The organism is Amycolatopsis sp. A1MSW2902 (assembly GCF_017312175.1).
GTDB lineage: Bacteria > Actinomycetota > Actinomycetes > Mycobacteriales > Pseudonocardiaceae > Amycolatopsis > Amycolatopsis nivea.
This window is the reverse complement of sequence record NZ_QJPO01000001.1, coordinates 4,600,672-4,616,041: the sequence shown is the minus strand read 5'-3', so window position 1 is coordinate 4,616,041 and position 15,370 is coordinate 4,600,672. Positions and strand designations below refer to the sequence as shown.

Genomic DNA, 15,370 nt, shown 5'->3' with positions numbered 1-15,370 from the left:
GGCGGAGATGGCGAGGTCGAACCGGGTGTGCCGGGCCTGGTTCCACCCGATGGCGATGATGCCCTGGTCGTCGAAGAGTTCGGCCAGTCCGTGCTGGAACGGGTCGGACCCGCTCCACGAGGCGACGAGCTGTACCCGGAGGTCGCTGTCGAAAGCCGGCAGAACGTCGAGCAGCCGGGTTACGGTGGTGACGTTGTGCGCGATGAGGAGTATCCGTCGCTGCGGGGAGATGGTGTTCCATTGGTCGGCGCGCAACCCAACGGGTGCCTCCACGGGTTTGTCGTTCATCGCTGCCGTCCGTGCTTGATCGATCGTTGCCGGAGAGACCGTAACCGATGCTCGTTCAGTGCCGGTCGACTTCGAGGTCGACCCGGGTGGTCGAGAGGAAGGCTTCGGCCGCGGTCCGCAGTCTCTCGACGGCCTCGCGATGCCTGGCGGCATCGCGCTGGTCGAGCAGATCCGCATGCGCGGGCTTGCGGTCAGTGCGGATGGCGCGCACGGTCTGGGCGAGGGAGTCCGCGGCTGCGAGCAGTCCGGTGGCCGCGTCGCCAACGAATTCGGGGGCGAACAGGCGGACCCGCTGAGCTGCGCGGTCGATCTCGTCGCGCAGTTCCTCCGGGTCGCCTGCCGAAACGGGCCAGACCGGCGTTCGGGCCAGGCGATGGGCGGCGTACAGCAGTTCGGGATATGTCTCGATCTTTTGCTCCCGGGAGAGGCGGCGGCGTTCGGTACGGCGGTTGAGGATCGCGAGCGCGGACGCGCCGAGCGTGGTGATGAGCACGCCGGCGACGGTGAACATGCCGGAGCCCCACCACGGGTTGGAGGTGGTCATGTCCTGTAGAAGATAGTGTGGCCGATTACCTGTTCCTGCCTTACCTGGCGCACGGACATGTCAACCCGATGCTGGCGGTGGCGGCCGAGCTCGTGCGCCGGGGCGAAGAGGTCGGTTTCGCTGTCAGCGGCGAATTCGCCGGACAGGTCGCCGCGGTGGGTGCGCGGGTGGTGCCGGTGCCCGGACATGACGTGCGGGTGCCCGCTGGCCGGGGAGCGGCGGAGATGGCGGAGCGGGCCGGTTTGCTGGCGGCTCGGTGGCATGGCTGGGCGGTAGCGGCTCGGGTGGTGCGCCGACATCTGGCCGCGTACCGCCCGGACGTGGTGCTGGCCGATGTCCGGATGCCCTGGGCGGGGCCGCTCGTGCGTCGGGCCGGCGTGCCGCTGGTTTCGATGTGCACTACACATGCCGGGGTGGTGCGACGGCGCGGGCTGATGCTGGTGAATGCGCCTCGCGAGTTGCAGCCGCCTCTGGCTAGGTCTCGTGAGGCGCTTTTCGTCGCGCCGCTCGTGCGACCGGCTGAGCCGGAGGCCGCCCTTGACCCGTTGGGATGGGCGGGAGAGCGTCGCCCGACGCTGCTGGTCGCGCCAGGCACGGTGTTCGCTCGCAGTGAGGCGTTCTTCCGGCGCGTGATCGAGGAGTTTGCCGGTACCGAGTGGTCGGTGCTGATGGCGACGGGCCAGACTCCGATGCGCGTGCTGGGACCGTTGCCTCCGAATTTTCTGGCACGGCCCTGGCTGCCGCAGCGCAGGCTGCTTCGGCACACGACTGTGCTGTTCGGGCACGGCGGGATGAATTCAGTGCAGGAGGCGCTGCTCGCTGCGGTGCCGATGATTGTGGCGCCGTGCAGCAGGGAACAGGCCCGCACCGCGCGCCGGCTCGTCCGGCTCGGTCTGGCCGCCCGTGCCGGGACGGACCTCTTGCGGCGTGCCGAGCGGGTCGCTGCGGACGAGCGGATGCGCGCCGCGCGCCTGGCGATGCGCGAGCGCCTGCTCGCGGCACCAGGCGCGGCGCTCGCGGCGGACGTGCTGGGCAGAATCGCCGCAGGCGGAAATGTCGAATCCGTCACGTCGCGCGACCGCGAACCGATATGGTCACACTGACGACGGTAAGCGGTCCAGGGGGTACTGACGGTGACCAGCACTCGGGTTCTGCCGAAACGGCTGACGTGCGTGAACCGGACCGAGACACTCGAACGCCTGGAACGGCAGGCGCTCAGTACGGAGGGATTGCTGCTCGCGATCGTCGGACCGCAAGGGGTCGGCAAGACGACCTTGGGCGTCGAGCTTGCCCACCGCGTCAAGCACGATTACGACGTCTGCCTGCACTACCCGGTGTACGCCTCGATGCCGGGGCGTGCCGTCACCGCCGGACGTATCGCGGAGTTCTTCCTGCGCAGGCTCGGGCTGCCCGAGCAGGAAATTCCGGCCGACGAGATGGAACGTTTCCTGGTGCTGGGGGAGCTGCTCGACGACCGGCGTGTGCTCGTCGTGCTGGACGACGTCCGCGACGCGCCGCAGATTGGCCCGCTGCTGGAGCACGTACCCGCCGACACGGTCATTCTGACCAGCCGGAACCGGATGCCTTCGCTGGATTCCTCCCTGTTCGAGACCCTTGAGCTGGGCATGTTCGACGAGCACAGCGCCGGATTGCTGGTGCGCGAGATCATTCGCGACAGGCCGGCGGTGGACGAGGACTTGGTGCGCAGACTGCATCGGTGGTCCGGCGGGTTGCCGCTGGCATTGTCCCTGGTCGCAGGCCGACTGCGCCATCCGGATGTCACCCCGGCAGATCTGGAACTGCTGCTCGTCGATCCGCCGGAAAAGGACGTCGCGGGAGCGCGTGCGGTAGAGAGCATGTTCGAGACCCTCGACGTCGAGAGCGCCCGCGACTGCGCCACGCTGGCGTTGATCCCCGGGTCCCACTTCGACCCGGCGGCCGCGGCCGCGGCGTTGGGTGTGGACCAGGCCGCTGCGCGCGCAGTGCTTCGCACCCTGCGCGATGCCAATCTGCTGCTGCCGCCAGACGACAACCGGTTCCGTTTCCACGACATGATCCGCCGCTTCGCCGTCGACCGGGCGCTGGCTCTGCTCACCGGCGACGAGCGCGAAGCGGTGATCCGCCGCGTCGTCGAACATCGGTGGCGGTATCTGGTCGCGCTGGACAAGTCGATCTCCGACCGGCCAGCGCCTGTGCCTGCGGGTGCCTGGTACTCCAGTATCGACCGGGCGTTCACCGGTCCGGACGCGGCGCGCGACGCGTTCGGCGAGTTCGACCGGGAATGGCGGAATCTGCTCGCCACCGCCGACGAAGCACGGAAGCTTCCTCGCATCGAGATTTCCCGCCTGTTTCCGCTCGGGCTCTGGTTCTTCGCGTTCCAAACCGCTCGGCACGACGAGATCATCGACGCCTACGACGCCGTGCTGGCCGTGGCCGAGGATCCGTTGCTGCGGTGGCAGTTGCTGCGGGACAAGGCGGCGAGTTGCCTCGGCCTGCGTCAGGACGCGCTGGTCGACGAATGCATCCGCGAAGCGGCAGCGCTGAACTACCGGCCCGGCATGCAGAGTCTCTACGACTGGTACGGCAACGCACTGGAGGCCCGCGGCGACTACGCCGGTGCTTTGCTGCAGTTCGAACGGTCCCGTGCCGCGATCGGCGACATCGATCAGACGCAGCAGGAACGGGCGTCGGCGCTGCTGGACATGCACATCGGCCGGGTGCTGGCGAAACAGCACCGGGCGCGCGAGGCGGAACCGTTGCTGCGCCGTGCGTACGAATTCTTCGCCGGCCGAGCCAGCGAGAGTGTGAACCAGGCGCGTTCCGGGGCCTGGCTTGGCACGGTCGTCGCGAACCCGGACGACGCCCGCACTAGGCTCTCCGAAGCCCTGTCGGTGTTTCTCGAGTTCGGGATGGTCGCACAGGCACAGGAAACCTGCCAGTGGCTGGCCGACGTCGCAGCGTCAGCCGGGCGAGAAGACGAGGCGGAGCGATACCGGCAGCAGGTCCAGGATCTCGCGGCGCGGCTTCACCGACCGCGGCGGAACTGACCGTTTCTGTCCGCGATCCTGACAACGGCCCGGTCAGGAATCCCTTGAACTCCTACCGAGGTCGTGTGCCATCACCGCGACCGCGCACAGATAGCCGGCGACAGGCGCGACCGGGAGATCCGCGACGCGTTCGAACTGGCTGATCGGTGCCTGGACGAGATCTGCCAACTCACCCTCGATTGCTGGGAACGGCGCGAGTACGGCAGGCCGATCCTGATCTAAGGCAGAAGCAGACGGGGCTGCCGGGGCCGACGGTGAATTCCAGTGCCGCAAACGCTTCATCGCTCGCGAACTTTACCAAGTCATCACCGCGCCCGATCCGCGACCAGTACCAGCACATCAAACTGGTTGACGACCATTAGGGGCATCGAGACTTACCTTCCGGTGGCGGCCGTGTCTTTATTTCGACGGTCGGTCGATGCCACCAGACCCGGTGCCCCCGTGCATACCTGCGGTAGGGAGAAAAGTCATGTGGAACCTGGTGACTGCATTTCCTTGAGCAGGAACCACGAAAGACAACGGGTCGTGTTGCCCGACTTTGCGGCTGATACAGCTGCCTGCGTAGATGGCGGGGCGTCGACCGGCGTTGGTTTCCTCCGCCAGCGCGTTGTGGAAGACTCGGTTCCGAGGGTTGCTTGAGCTGGGGGAGGCTCAGAATGATCACCACGACGTCCGGGATGCCACCCGGCTCGGATTCCGGCATCGACGATGATGCTCAGCAGTTCTTGGTCGCTCGCATGTCGCTGCCTCTCGCACGGCGCGGCGGCTGCCGCAGGGATGGCATCGCTACCGGATGGGCCTTCCGGTATCCATTGGGGGAACACGTCGCAGATCGGTGTGTCGTGCGACCGCTGGCCCTGGGAATCGTGTGACCAGGGCGGTGAACCGGGTTTCCGGTGCGTCCTCCGCTGAGAACGAACGAATCGAGGGGCGGGAAGACGGAGGGAAAAACAGACGGTCCACCAGCCCGGTGGCGGGCGTGCGGGTGAACCGCCGATGGCCGCCGTACCCGCGCTTCGACCCCGAATTCGCCGCGGCGCTCATCGACCGGCTGGACGTGCCGGCCGAAATGCGGCAGTACCTCGCCGATGCAGGCCGTCGATACGCGTGGCACCGATGGCTGTTCGCCTCGATGGAAATCTTCTATTTCGCGGCGTACTTGCTCCTGGCCCTGGGGTTCCTGGCTGTGGACGGAATGATCCTGACCAACACTCCATCTCCGCTCCTCCAAGTCGTCGTCGGGTTCTCCGGGCTCGCTGTGGCCTTCGTCCTCGTCCCCGCCGTCTTCTTCCGGATAATCTGGTGGGACCGCTCCACCGCAACGCAGCGCGCGGCCCGCGCGTGCGGGCAACTGCTGCGCCAGGTGAGGTTCGACGAACATCGCATCAGAAACCCCCAGCCGGGCGGCTGGCTCCTTACCCGGCTGGGGGTGATGGCGAAGTCGGCGTTCCTGATCACGCGAGGCGGAAGCTTCACCTGGACCGTGCCGCCAGCCGTCTCCGACCGGGCCACAGGCGTGGCCTTGCCCTTATTGGACATCGCTCTGCCCAGCGACATCGATCTGCCGGGCAGCGAGGCGTACCGGCAGGCATTGGCCGAGTTCGCTGCCGAAGCCGTGTACCTCATCATTGCTCGTCGCCCGGACCTGCTGCAGCGATTGCGCCGGCAGTACAGCCACCGCCTCGACTCGCGCGACGCCGATGTCGCCGACCGCGATGCGCGCTACCTGGATCCCTTGCGCGGCCATACCCCCTGGGAAGTGGCCAAGGATCACGTCCTCCCGATCGTCGCGCTGCTGGTATCGCTGGTCGCGCTCATACGGAGATAGCGAACGACGTGGTGCGGCGCTCGGCATGCCAATGACAAGTGCATTCAGCGACACACGGGGGGAGTGATATGGCTGCAGTACCACGGCCGTCCACCTACGAAGGCGACTTCTGGCTTGCCGTTGAAGCCCCAGAACGGGGTCCGGTTCGGGCACCGGGCAAGTGGATGGTGTTCGTGTATACCGCCGACGTCGATCATTGGTGGGCACTGATCAGCCAGGCCGTCGAGACAGGCGTCCTGGGCCCGTCGGCGAAGGTTGCCACGGCGAAGCCCAATCCGAACGTGACCAATCCCCGCGCGCGGCTGATCTGCGTGTACACGGCCGACTGGCGCGACCGAGGCGACGTCCGACGTGTCTTGCGTGTGCTGCGAGGTTTGGGAGTTTCTTGGCGGTTGTCGTACAAGACGGATGACGCCACGACGGGCGGACAGTACGGGCCCGGTTCGTCGGTCTACGTCAGCCAGCCGGACAGCGACGACTTCGACGATCGGACATGAGCAGGCTGGTTGCCGAGCGACACGGGCATCTCTCGCGGCTGCGTTCGTGAGGTGCGGTAGCGGTCGTACTCCCATCCATTGGAGATATTACGACGACGTGGGTTAGCCAGCGTCCTGGCGAACCGCTGGAGGCGTTCAAACGCATCTGGCGATGGAAGCGCCCTTGAGCAAGGGGCTGGCATCCGGCGACTGCGCATGCGGAGTTGGTCCCTTTAGGCGCTACATCTCCCGTGTGCTGACTTCGAGGAAGGCGATGTGCCAGAATCGGTTGTTGATCAGCATCAGGGGAGCTTGCGTGACCGAGTTCCGCGTGACCGACCGCGAGCCGACGCCGATCACGCCGAAGAATGAGAGCGGCGTACACGCCGAGCAGAGCCGGTCGAAGATTCGTTTCGCACTGGGCGGTTGCTTTCTCGGCGCGTCGAGATCGTCGTGTAGCCAGCGATCGATCACGGGCCGATAGGGATCGAGCCGTGATCCTCGGTTCGGTGGCGGCTTCGGTGGCTTGGGCCACGCCGAGGCGATCTCGATGGAGTTGGCGTACTTCATCGCTCGCTTCCTTCGGGGGCGTAGAACGCGGTGGTGGCTGCTACCGCGGCCGCCACGTGATCCGGGTCGCCGCCGGCGGCCAGGTGAGCTTCGCCCCATGCCGCCGCGCTGCGCCGAGCGAACTCGCGCCCCCGGGCAAGGGTCCGGAACTCGTCGTGATCGAGGGTCTCGCCGTCGGCCAGGAAGCGCGACAAGGAGAGGAGATGCAGATCCCAGCCCACACCGCCGGCACCAGGGCCGTAGGTCGGGAACATGGGCTCCCCGACGGCCGCGGCATGGACCAGCTCGAACTCGGTGCCCCCGGCAGTGCCCGGAGACAGCCTCACCTCGACCTCGCTCGTACCCGGCCACTCATCGGCCCCTGGCTCGAAGAGCCAGGACACCCGCAGTCGCTGCGGCGGGTCGCAGGCGAGGATCTCCCCGTGCTCACCGACGTCCAGCTCGAACGATCCGCCCAGACGCAGGTCACCGGTCACCGGCTTCAGCCAGCGGCCCAACCGCTCGGGGTCGGTGATGGCGTTCCACGCCTCGTCGACCGCCGCGTCGTAGTTACGCCGCAGCTCAATGGTGTACGCGTCGCCGGCCGGCAGGGTCGCTGTGCCCATCGTCCGGCGCGCAGCGGCCAGTTCGTCCAGTATGTCCTTCATGTCATCTTCCTTTCGCTGGCGGACCGGCCTTGCCGCCACCTGAGGTCCGGGATGCTCGCTTGCCGCGGGCCAGCTCAGTGCTCAAGGCATCGAGCCGCTGATTCCAGAACCCGCGAAACCGGTCGAGCCACTCGTCAACCTCGCTCAGCGGCGAGGGGTCGACGGCGTAGAACCGGCGGGCTCCCTCGGCCCGGACCGAAGCGAACCCGTTCTCGCGCAGAACGCGCAGATGTTGCGAGACAGCTGGCTGGGACAGTGCGAACTCGGCTCGAATCACGTCTGTGATCGCGCCCGAGGTCTGCTCACCGTCGGCGAGCAGTTCGAGAATGCGGCGGCGCACCGGGTCGCCGAGAATGTCGAACGCGTGCACTACCCGAATCATACCGGACGTGGCTTATATAAGCTAGAGCCGGTACTTGGCGCCATCCGCTGGTTGTGACAGCGTCAACTGACCGCGGATGTTCCCGAATTTGGACCGCGGCTGGCGGCGTTGGGCTCGCTAAATGTTCGTGAGAAGTGACCGCAGCAGCAGGGATGAGAACTGCGCCGAGGCCGCCGGTCACTCGATCGGGGACGCTGTCAGGTCGCTATCTTCACCGTGTCCTGCGTGCCGGGTGGCGGCGGGCGGCCGCGCCGGTCGGCGGAGGCCAGTAGCGGGGAATCGGAGTGGGTGCGCGGGTGGCAAGTGTTGAGCTCGGTCTGAACCAGCGGGCTTCGGCGGTGGTCGAGCAGTTGGCGTGGTGGATGGCTGGCCAGGAGAAGGCAGTCCGCGATGTGGGCTGCTGGCCCCTGGTGCGGGACGTGGCCGAGGGTGCACCGGGACTGACGGTGCCTCCGAGCGTGCCTGAGCAATGGCGGCAAGCCATCTACAACAGCATCATGGCGTTGGCGGTCAACCGCATCTGGTCGATGTCCAAGCGGACCGTGCTCCCGATTCACCCTTTTCTGGTCGACGAGCTGGAGGACAGTACGTCCGGCGAGCTTCCGGGACCGATCTTCGACCGCTTGCCCCGCCCGAACCCGCTGGTGCTCTTCCCCCAAGCTTTGCCTGTCACCACGCCGGACGGCCACCGCGGCGAGCTTCTCGGGTTCTTCGTCTACGGTCGCCGCGCGGAAACGCAGGGCCAGTTCTGTTCGACCGACGATCCCGGACGTGATGCTTTGGGCATCATGGCCGCCACCAGCCTGGTGGACGAACGCGGCAACGAAAAGGACATGGACCTGACCCGCTTGACCGTGCCGATCGGGCGCGAGCGGTTCACGATCGAGGACGCCACCGAGAACACGCTCAAGGCCTTCGGCGCTGAACCGGCCATGGTGCTGATGTCCGGGGCGATGCACTGGGTGAGCACACTGACGCGCGCCGCCCTGCATGCGCTGCTCTATCTCTGCAGCGACGAACCGGATATCGCCACCCGTCCCGCGCCGCAACGGCGTACGACCAGTCGCAGCAAGGACAAGGCATCGAAGCCGCCGCAGATCTACAACACCGGCTGGGAACTCGGACCGGCCCTGCGCGAGGCACGGCGAAACTCGAACGACGTCGGCCCCGCGACCTTCCGCACCGTCTGGGCCGCAGAATCCGCGGCCGAGCCGAAACTGATCTTTCATCACGCCGACCAACAGCTCGACGACCATCTCGCGTCCACCGCCGCCGAACTCGCCGAGCTGCGACAGGCGCTGCAGGAAGCCCGGCGCACGGCCGAGACGCTGCGTGCCCGCGCCATCGACCTGGAAACGCAGATCACCGTCCAGCAGGACACGATCGCGAGCCTGCGCGCCTCGCGGGTGCGGCTCGTCGGGTCCACGCTGCGATACCGAGCCGAGGCCGCCGCAATCGGCAGCCCACAGCACCTGGAATCGCTGCAAGAGCAGTTGCGTCGCCGCGACGAAGACCTCGCGGACGCGCGCGGCACCGTCGAGGATCTGACCACGCAGCTCCAACAGGCACGCCAGGAACTGGACCAGCGGCCAGCCCGTTACGAGTGGTCGCCCCAAAACGAACTCGACCGCGACGTCGCCACCGGCGCCTCAACCGAAGACGATCAGGATCTCGCCTTCTCGTCGTGGCCCCAGCTGTGCAAGGCCGCCGCGGACCTGCCTCACCTCTGGTGCAGCCCCGAACTCGCCGAACTCGCCGCCCAACTGCCGGTGCGGCGCGACTGGCTCGCCACCACATGGCGGGCCCTGCGCGCGTTGTCCGCCTACGCCGCGACGAAGGAAGCAACTCGCGCCGCCGGACGCCCGCTCACCCCGGTCCGGAACTTCCCTGCCTACCTGCAAGCAGACATCAACGAACCCAAGATCTCCGCAGCGCAACTCGCCACGCGAGAAAGCGAGACTGTGCTGAACAACCCGCGACTGCGCAGCCTGCGCGAACGACCCGTTCCCACCGACATCGACGCAGCCGGCGTCGCCCTGCACCTCGCCCACATCAGGATCAGCCAAACAGCGCCCTACCCGCGGCTGCACTTCCTCGACGCCACCGACAAGGTCGGGCTAATCTGCGTCGGCTACCTCGGACCCCACCTGCTCACCCCATAACGATCAGCCTTTGGCTTGCACTTAGGGCTGGGTGCATTGAGCATGGATCAATGCTCGTTGGGGCGACCGCAGCGGCCGAACCGGCGAGACTCGGTCATCTCTTTCTCCGTTCGCGTGCGGCGTCGTCCTGGACCCGGCGGCTGTGGGCGAGGCGGTAGGACTCGGTTCCGGTTTCGATGATGTTGCCGCCGAAGGTGAGCCGGTCGACGATGGCGGCGCAGAGGCGCGGGTCGGTGAAGGTCTTGGTCCAGCCAGCGAAGGACTCGTTCGAGGCGAGCGCGACGGACGCTTTCTCCTCGCGTTCGGTCAAGACCTGGAACAGCAGCTCGGCGCCGCGGCGGTCGAGTTCCATGTAGCCGAGTTCGTCGATGCAGAGCAGGCCGACCCGGCCGTAGCGGGCGATCGTCTTGGTGAGCATGAGGTCGTCGGCGGCCTCGACGAGTTCGTTCACCAGCTTGGTGGCCAGGGTGTACTTCACCCGGAAACCTGCCATCGCTGCCTCGGTGCCCAGCGCGATCAGCAGGTGCGACTTGCCGGTGCCGGAATCGCCGATCAGGCACAGTGGCAAGCCTTTCTTGACCCATTCGCAGGTGGCGAGGGCGTGGATGACGGCCGGGTCGACGTTGGAGTTCTCGTCGAAGTCGAAGCCCCGCAACGATTTCTCCCGCGGGAACGCGGCGGCCTTGATCCGGCGCTCCGAACGCCTCCGGGCCCGGTCGTCGCATTCGGCCATGAGCAACTCGGCGAGGAAACCGTGGTAGGACATCTGGTCGCGGCCGGCGGTCTCGGCGATGTCGGGGAACTGGGCGCGGATGGTCGGCAGCCGCAGCGCCCGGCAGGCCTGGTCGATGGCGGCGGTGGCAGCCTGCTCGGTCATCCCGCGGCGTCGGGTGGTGGGCATCAGCGGGTTCCTTCCCTGCGTCGGTGGCTGGGCAGAAGCTGGTCGTAGACCGAGACCGAGACCGAGGGCAGCGGCCGGGTGTCCAGCGGCAGCTGCGCGAGCCGGCGCAGCGTCAGCGACGTAACCGCCGCGCCCGGCCCCGGAGCGGGTTCCGGCTCGTGCGCGGTCTCGGTGTCAGCGGATTTGCGGGCTTCCAGCGCGACCGCGTCCGCGGTGAGCGCGCCCGCGCGCAGAGCGGCGGCCAGTCCGGCCACGACGTGCTCGTGGGCCAGGTGCCGGTGCAGCAACAACACTTCGATCAGCGCGTGGGTGCCGTCGGCCTCGCCGTGGGCCTTGCGAGCCGCAGCCCACCACGCATCGTGGACCGGCGTGAACTTCCCGGCGGCGCGGGCCTGCTCGAGCGCGGTCGCGCCGGGCAGCGCTCCGGGTTTGCGCAACAGCGCTTCGAGGTAGTGGTCCAGTTCCAGGCGGGTGCCGCCCTTGGCCAACAGCCGCTCGTGCCGGGCGACCTCGGTCCGGCCGTCGAACACGACCAGCTCGGAGGCGTGCAGCAGGACCCGGACCCGGCGGCCGATCAGCCGGACCGGGACCGAGTATTGGTTGGTGCGCACGGGAATCTGGGCGTAGCGGTTGACCCGCGGGGTGAACCAGCGGCCGGTCTCGAACGGCTCCTCCGGCAGCGGCCGCAGCAGCGGGGCCTCGACCGCGAACATGTTCCCGACGGTCCGCGGGCGGACCCCGATCCGGCGGGCGTCGTCGGCGACGTCGAACGCGTCGATGGCCGCGTTCAGCTCCGCCAGCGACCCGACCTCGGGGACCGGGACCAGGTGGTTGCGGCGGAACCAGCCGATCTGGCCCTCGACGCCGCCTTTCTCGTGCGCGCCGGTCAGCCCGGGCTGGCAGTAGAACGGTTCGACGCCCCAGTGGGACCGGAACGCGACCCACCTCTCGGTCTCGACCCGGTGGCGAGAGAAGCCGATGACCTGGGCGACCGCGGCCTTGAGGTTGTCGTAGCGGATCCGCCCGGCCGGGACCCCGCCCAGCACCCGGAACGCGTGCTCGTGGCCCTCGAAGAACGCCTCCTGGCCGTCCGAGGCGAACGCGCGGTGCACCGACTTGCCCGAGAACGAGCACCGCAGCGCGAACAGCATCAACGTGACAGTCGTGCCGCGCAACCGGACCGCGATCTCTCCGAAGTCGACCTCGGCCTCCATCCCCGGCCGGTGCGCCTGCGGGATGAACGCCGCCGCCCGGCGGCGGCGGCGCGTATCTCCGGTTGCCGAGCCGCGACGTAGGCGCGCACCACCTGGTAGGAGACGTCGGACATGCCGTGCTCGTCGATCAGCCGGTCGAAGATCCGCTTCACCGTGTGCCGCTGTTTGCGCGGCGCGTCCAAGTCCGTGCGGAGGAATTCGTCGATCACCGGCTTGAACGGGTCCAGCTTCGACGGCCGCCGCGGCGGCTTCTTCCGTGCCTCCGGCCACGCCGAGGACAGCGCTTTCACCACGGTCCGCCGCCCGACGTTGTGCTTGCGCTCCAACGCGCGCCCCGACATCCCCGACCGGGCGTCCCGGCGGATCGCGGCGTACAGCTCTACCTTCGACTGTGGAGGCATTCCGTGCTCCCTCGTGAAGCACACGCCTCCTCCCACCGCAAGCCCCAGCTGCGGTCAAAACTCACGGATACAAAGTCCGCCGTCACGCACAGTGCGGTCGCCGCCCACGAACAAGTGCGGTCACATCAGACCAACAAAACCAGCCGCGACGATCGCTGGTACCCCTGCACGCGCACCACCGCCGACTGGGTAGCTGCGCCGGCGCCCGCAGCGGACCCAACCGCTGCGTTCTCCCGCGCTATCGCTGCCGCGCGACGACGACACAACCAGTGAACCGCCGCGGGGATCGGTCCTGATCAGCGCGGGGGGACCTGCAACCACCCGTCAGCAGGATGCTCAACCGATCGAGCGGCCGTCCTGCGGCCCCGTGTCCGGATGATCGTGGTGGGCATCGCCCATGCTCACGGCTTCGTGAACGGGTGCATACTCGGCGAGGATCACGACGGTCACGCGAACCCCGCTGGTTAAGAGCCGGAGCGGCGGCTCGTCGAATGCTGGTCCTTCTTCTTGTGGCGGCTGAACAGTCGCGCATTGGCGAGTACGGCCAGAGCCAGCGCCCAGAGCGTCGCCAGAGACAGCGGCACGCCGGAGGGTCCGAACCATTCGAAGGCGAGGCCGGAGTACGGCGGGCCGATGATTCCGCCGAGCCCCCAGACGACTGCGAAGGCGGTGTTTCCCAGCAGGAGACTCGATCCGTCGAGGTCTTCGCCGACGATCGCGAGAACGAGAGGGTAGCCAGCGAACGCCAATCCTCCCCACACCGCGATCAGCGGCCAGAACAGCCACGGCTGATGCACCGCCGCAGGAAGGGCGGCCGCGCCCACAGCTCCGGCGGATAGAGAAAAGATGAGCGCGCGGCGAGTAGTCAGGCGATCCGCGAGCCATCCCAGGGGGTACTGGAACAGAACCTGCCCGATCAACAGGACGGTCAGGGAAAGTGCCGCCACGCGCTGCGAGAGCCCTTCGCCGAGACCGTAGCTGGGCAAGAACTGCAGGGTGACGCTGTCGAAGACCGAGACCGCCAGGACCGGCACAAGCAGTACGGACAGTGCCGCGAGCAGTCTCCGCACCGGTACAGGGCCGTCCGAGACCATGCGCGGGACCTGGCCTCGCACCGCCCAGAGCGGGACGACTGCGAGCGCCGGGCTCGCGATCGCGACTGCCAGCGGTGCCGTCGGGTTCCCTCCGGACGCGGCCATGACCGCGGGACCGACCGAGAAGCCCAGCGCCAGCACCGATGTGTAAGCGGTGAGGAGTTTCCCGCGGTGCGGTCCCGACGCGATTTCACTGATCCAGGTCTCGCTGAGGACGAACATCACCACGGCGCAGAACCCGACGGCGAATCGCACGACGAACCACACCGCGAGATTGTCGACGGCGGTGAGCAGACCGAGCAGCGCGGTCATCCCGATCGCGGCGGCGACCATCGCGGCCCATGCCGTCGTCACCCTGAGCAGGCGCGGCACCGCCGGCGCGGCGAGGACCATGCCGAGCGGGGTCATCGCGCCGTTGGCCCCGATGACCCCGCCCGGTATCCCGCGCTGCTCGAGCAGCAACGTCAGGAGCGGGTAGCTGATGCCGAGCGTGATGCCGAAGACCCCGATCACCAGGATCGGGGCCGCCGCGGCCAGCCGGGCCCGGGGACCGGCCGGCGCCGCGGTACTCCCGGTCATGTCCGACGCACCTCCGCGGTCGAGCGGCTGTCTTCCTCAGCCATGCGCCTGGCTCCAGATACGGCTCGCCAGCCCGAAAATGTCGATGAATCCTTCGGCGCTTTCCTGCCGGAAGGAACAGTCGGACCCGTAGGTCACCAGGTCGTGCCGGTAGAGCTGACGGGGTGCGCTTCGCGTGACCACGACCGCGGACCCTTTGTACAGCTTGAGCCGGACCTCGCCGGTGACGCGTTCCTGGGTGCGGCGGACGAACGCGTCGATGGCTTGCTTCAGCGGGCCGTGCCAGTGTCCTTCGTACACGGCTTTCGCATAGGCTGTCTCCAGCGGCGCCTTCTGTGCCAGGAGATCTGCGGGCAGCACGAGATTCTCCAGTTCGCGATGGGCTTGGATGAGCACCTGTAGCCCGGGGACTTCGTACAGTTCGCGCGACTTTACTCCGACGACCCGGTTCTCGATCATGTCCACCCGGCCGATTCCGTTGCGTCCGGCGAGATCGTTCAGGCGGGTCAGGAGCGGCAGCGGCTCCAAGGGAACCCCGTCGAGCGCTGTCGGCGCGCCGCGGTCAAAGGAGATCGTGACGAAGGAGGGAGTGTCCGGCGCAGACTCCGGAGCGGCCACGAGGCTCCACACTTCCTCAGTGGTTTCCCACTCGAGATCCTCGATGAGTCCTGCTTCGACGTTGCGGCCGAGGATGTTCAGGTCGATCGCCCACGGCTTCTCCTTCGTCACGTGCGAAGGGATACCGAACTTCTCCGAGTAGGCGATTGTCTCGGCACGGCTGAAGTCCCAGATCCGCGCCGGAGCGATGATCTCCAGCGCCGGATCGAGCAGGGGCACGGCGAGGTCGAGCCGGACCTGGTCGTTGCCCTTGCCGGTGCACCCGTGAGCGACCGCGCCGCAGTTGTGCTCGTGTGCGGCTTCGACCAGGAGTTCCGCGATGAGCGGCCGGCCAAGGGCGGACGAGAGCGGGTAGTGCCCGTCGTAGAGTGCGTTCGCCTGGACCGCGGCCAGTCCGAACTCTCGCACGAAGCGGTCCTTGGCGTCGACCACGACCGCGGCGTCGGCGCCGGCCACGAGCGCTTTCTCGCGGACTGCTTCGAGCTCTTCGCCCTGTCCGAGGTCCGCAGCCATCGCGACGACGTACTCACAGCCCAGTTCGTGGCGGAGGAACGGAATGCAGGCGGTTGTGTCGACTCCGCCGGAATACGCCAGCACGACACGCTTGGACAACTTCATG

General features: G+C 67.7%; 12 protein-coding genes and 1 pseudogene. 5 read left to right on the top strand and 8 right to left on the bottom strand.

Annotated features, from left to right (window positions below):
- Positions 1-343 precede the first annotated feature (343 nt).
- Entirely contained in the window at positions 344-832 is a 489-nt protein-coding gene (locus tag DMP23_RS21045) for a hypothetical protein (RefSeq protein ID WP_337822248.1), read from the bottom strand.
- Positions 833-849: 17 nt separating this feature from the next.
- Here DMP23_RS21045 and DMP23_RS21040 point away from each other — a divergent pair, with 17 nt between their 5' ends.
- The 4 genes from DMP23_RS21040 to DMP23_RS21025 all read left to right on the top strand — a co-directional run bounded on the left by DMP23_RS21040 (position 850) and on the right by DMP23_RS21025 (position 6,204).
- Entirely contained in the window at positions 850-1,935 is a 1,086-nt protein-coding gene (locus DMP23_RS21040; RefSeq protein ID WP_337822247.1) for a glycosyltransferase, read from the top strand.
- A gap of 30 nt (positions 1,936-1,965) precedes the next feature.
- Positions 1,966-3,879, top strand: a complete 1,914-nt coding sequence (locus DMP23_RS21035; protein ID WP_337822246.1) for an NB-ARC domain-containing protein — start codon at positions 1,966-1,968, stop codon at positions 3,877-3,879.
- 868 nt (positions 3,880-4,747) lie between these two features.
- Entirely contained in the window at positions 4,748-5,707 is a 960-nt protein-coding gene (locus DMP23_RS21030) for a hypothetical protein (protein WP_337822245.1), read from the top strand.
- A 68-nt stretch (positions 5,708-5,775) separates the two neighbouring features.
- The gene (locus DMP23_RS21025) at positions 5,776-6,204 is read left to right on the top strand and encodes a putative phosphothreonine lyase domain-containing protein (RefSeq protein ID WP_337822244.1); all 429 of its coding nucleotides are present in this window, start codon (positions 5,776-5,778) and stop codon (positions 6,202-6,204) included.
- A 219-nt stretch (positions 6,205-6,423) separates the two neighbouring features.
- Here DMP23_RS21025 and DMP23_RS21020 read toward each other — a convergent pair whose 3' ends face one another.
- Genes DMP23_RS21020 through DMP23_RS21010 form a run of 3 tightly spaced genes read right to left on the bottom strand, consistent with a single transcriptional unit; the run spans position 6,424 to position 7,770 of the window.
- Positions 6,424-6,753 (bottom strand): hypothetical protein, encoded by a 330-nt coding sequence (locus DMP23_RS21020; protein WP_337822243.1) that lies wholly within the window; start codon positions 6,751-6,753, stop codon positions 6,424-6,426.
- Entirely contained in the window at positions 6,750-7,400 is a 651-nt protein-coding gene (locus DMP23_RS21015; protein ID WP_337822242.1) for an SRPBCC domain-containing protein, read from the bottom strand. The genes DMP23_RS21020 and DMP23_RS21015 overlap by 4 nt, the downstream gene beginning before the upstream one ends.
- Before the next feature lies 1 nt (position 7,401).
- Positions 7,402-7,770 carry an ArsR/SmtB family transcription factor gene (locus tag DMP23_RS21010; RefSeq protein WP_337822241.1) on the bottom strand — a complete coding sequence of 123 codons (369 nt, stop codon included), beginning with the start codon at positions 7,768-7,770 and terminating at the stop codon, positions 7,402-7,404.
- Positions 7,771-8,066: 296 nt separating this feature from the next.
- Between DMP23_RS21010 and DMP23_RS21005 the strand changes: the two genes are divergently transcribed.
- Positions 8,067-9,944 (top strand): hypothetical protein, encoded by a 1,878-nt coding sequence (locus DMP23_RS21005; protein ID WP_337822240.1) that lies wholly within the window; start codon positions 8,067-8,069, stop codon positions 9,942-9,944.
- A 94-nt stretch (positions 9,945-10,038) separates the two neighbouring features.
- Here the strand turns inward: DMP23_RS21005 and istB are convergent, their stop codons facing one another.
- From istB to DMP23_RS20985, 4 genes and pseudogenes are all read right to left on the bottom strand, one after another.
- Complete coding sequence (gene istB, locus DMP23_RS21000; RefSeq protein ID WP_337822239.1) at positions 10,039-10,845, bottom strand: IS21-like element helper ATPase IstB; 807 nt, start codon at positions 10,843-10,845, stop codon at positions 10,039-10,041.
- Positions 10,845-12,460: pseudogene (gene istA, locus DMP23_RS20995) on the bottom strand (IS21 family transposase). Before istA ends, istB begins: the two are co-directional and overlap by 1 nt.
- Before the next feature lie 464 nt (positions 12,461-12,924).
- Positions 12,925-14,133, bottom strand: a complete 1,209-nt coding sequence (locus DMP23_RS20990) for an MFS transporter (RefSeq protein ID WP_337822238.1) — start codon at positions 14,131-14,133, stop codon at positions 12,925-12,927.
- Positions 14,134-14,169: 36 nt separating this feature from the next.
- Complete coding sequence (locus tag DMP23_RS20985) at positions 14,170-15,369, bottom strand: argininosuccinate synthase (protein ID WP_337822237.1); 1,200 nt, start codon at positions 15,367-15,369, stop codon at positions 14,170-14,172.
- Position 15,370: the final 1 nt, after the last annotated feature.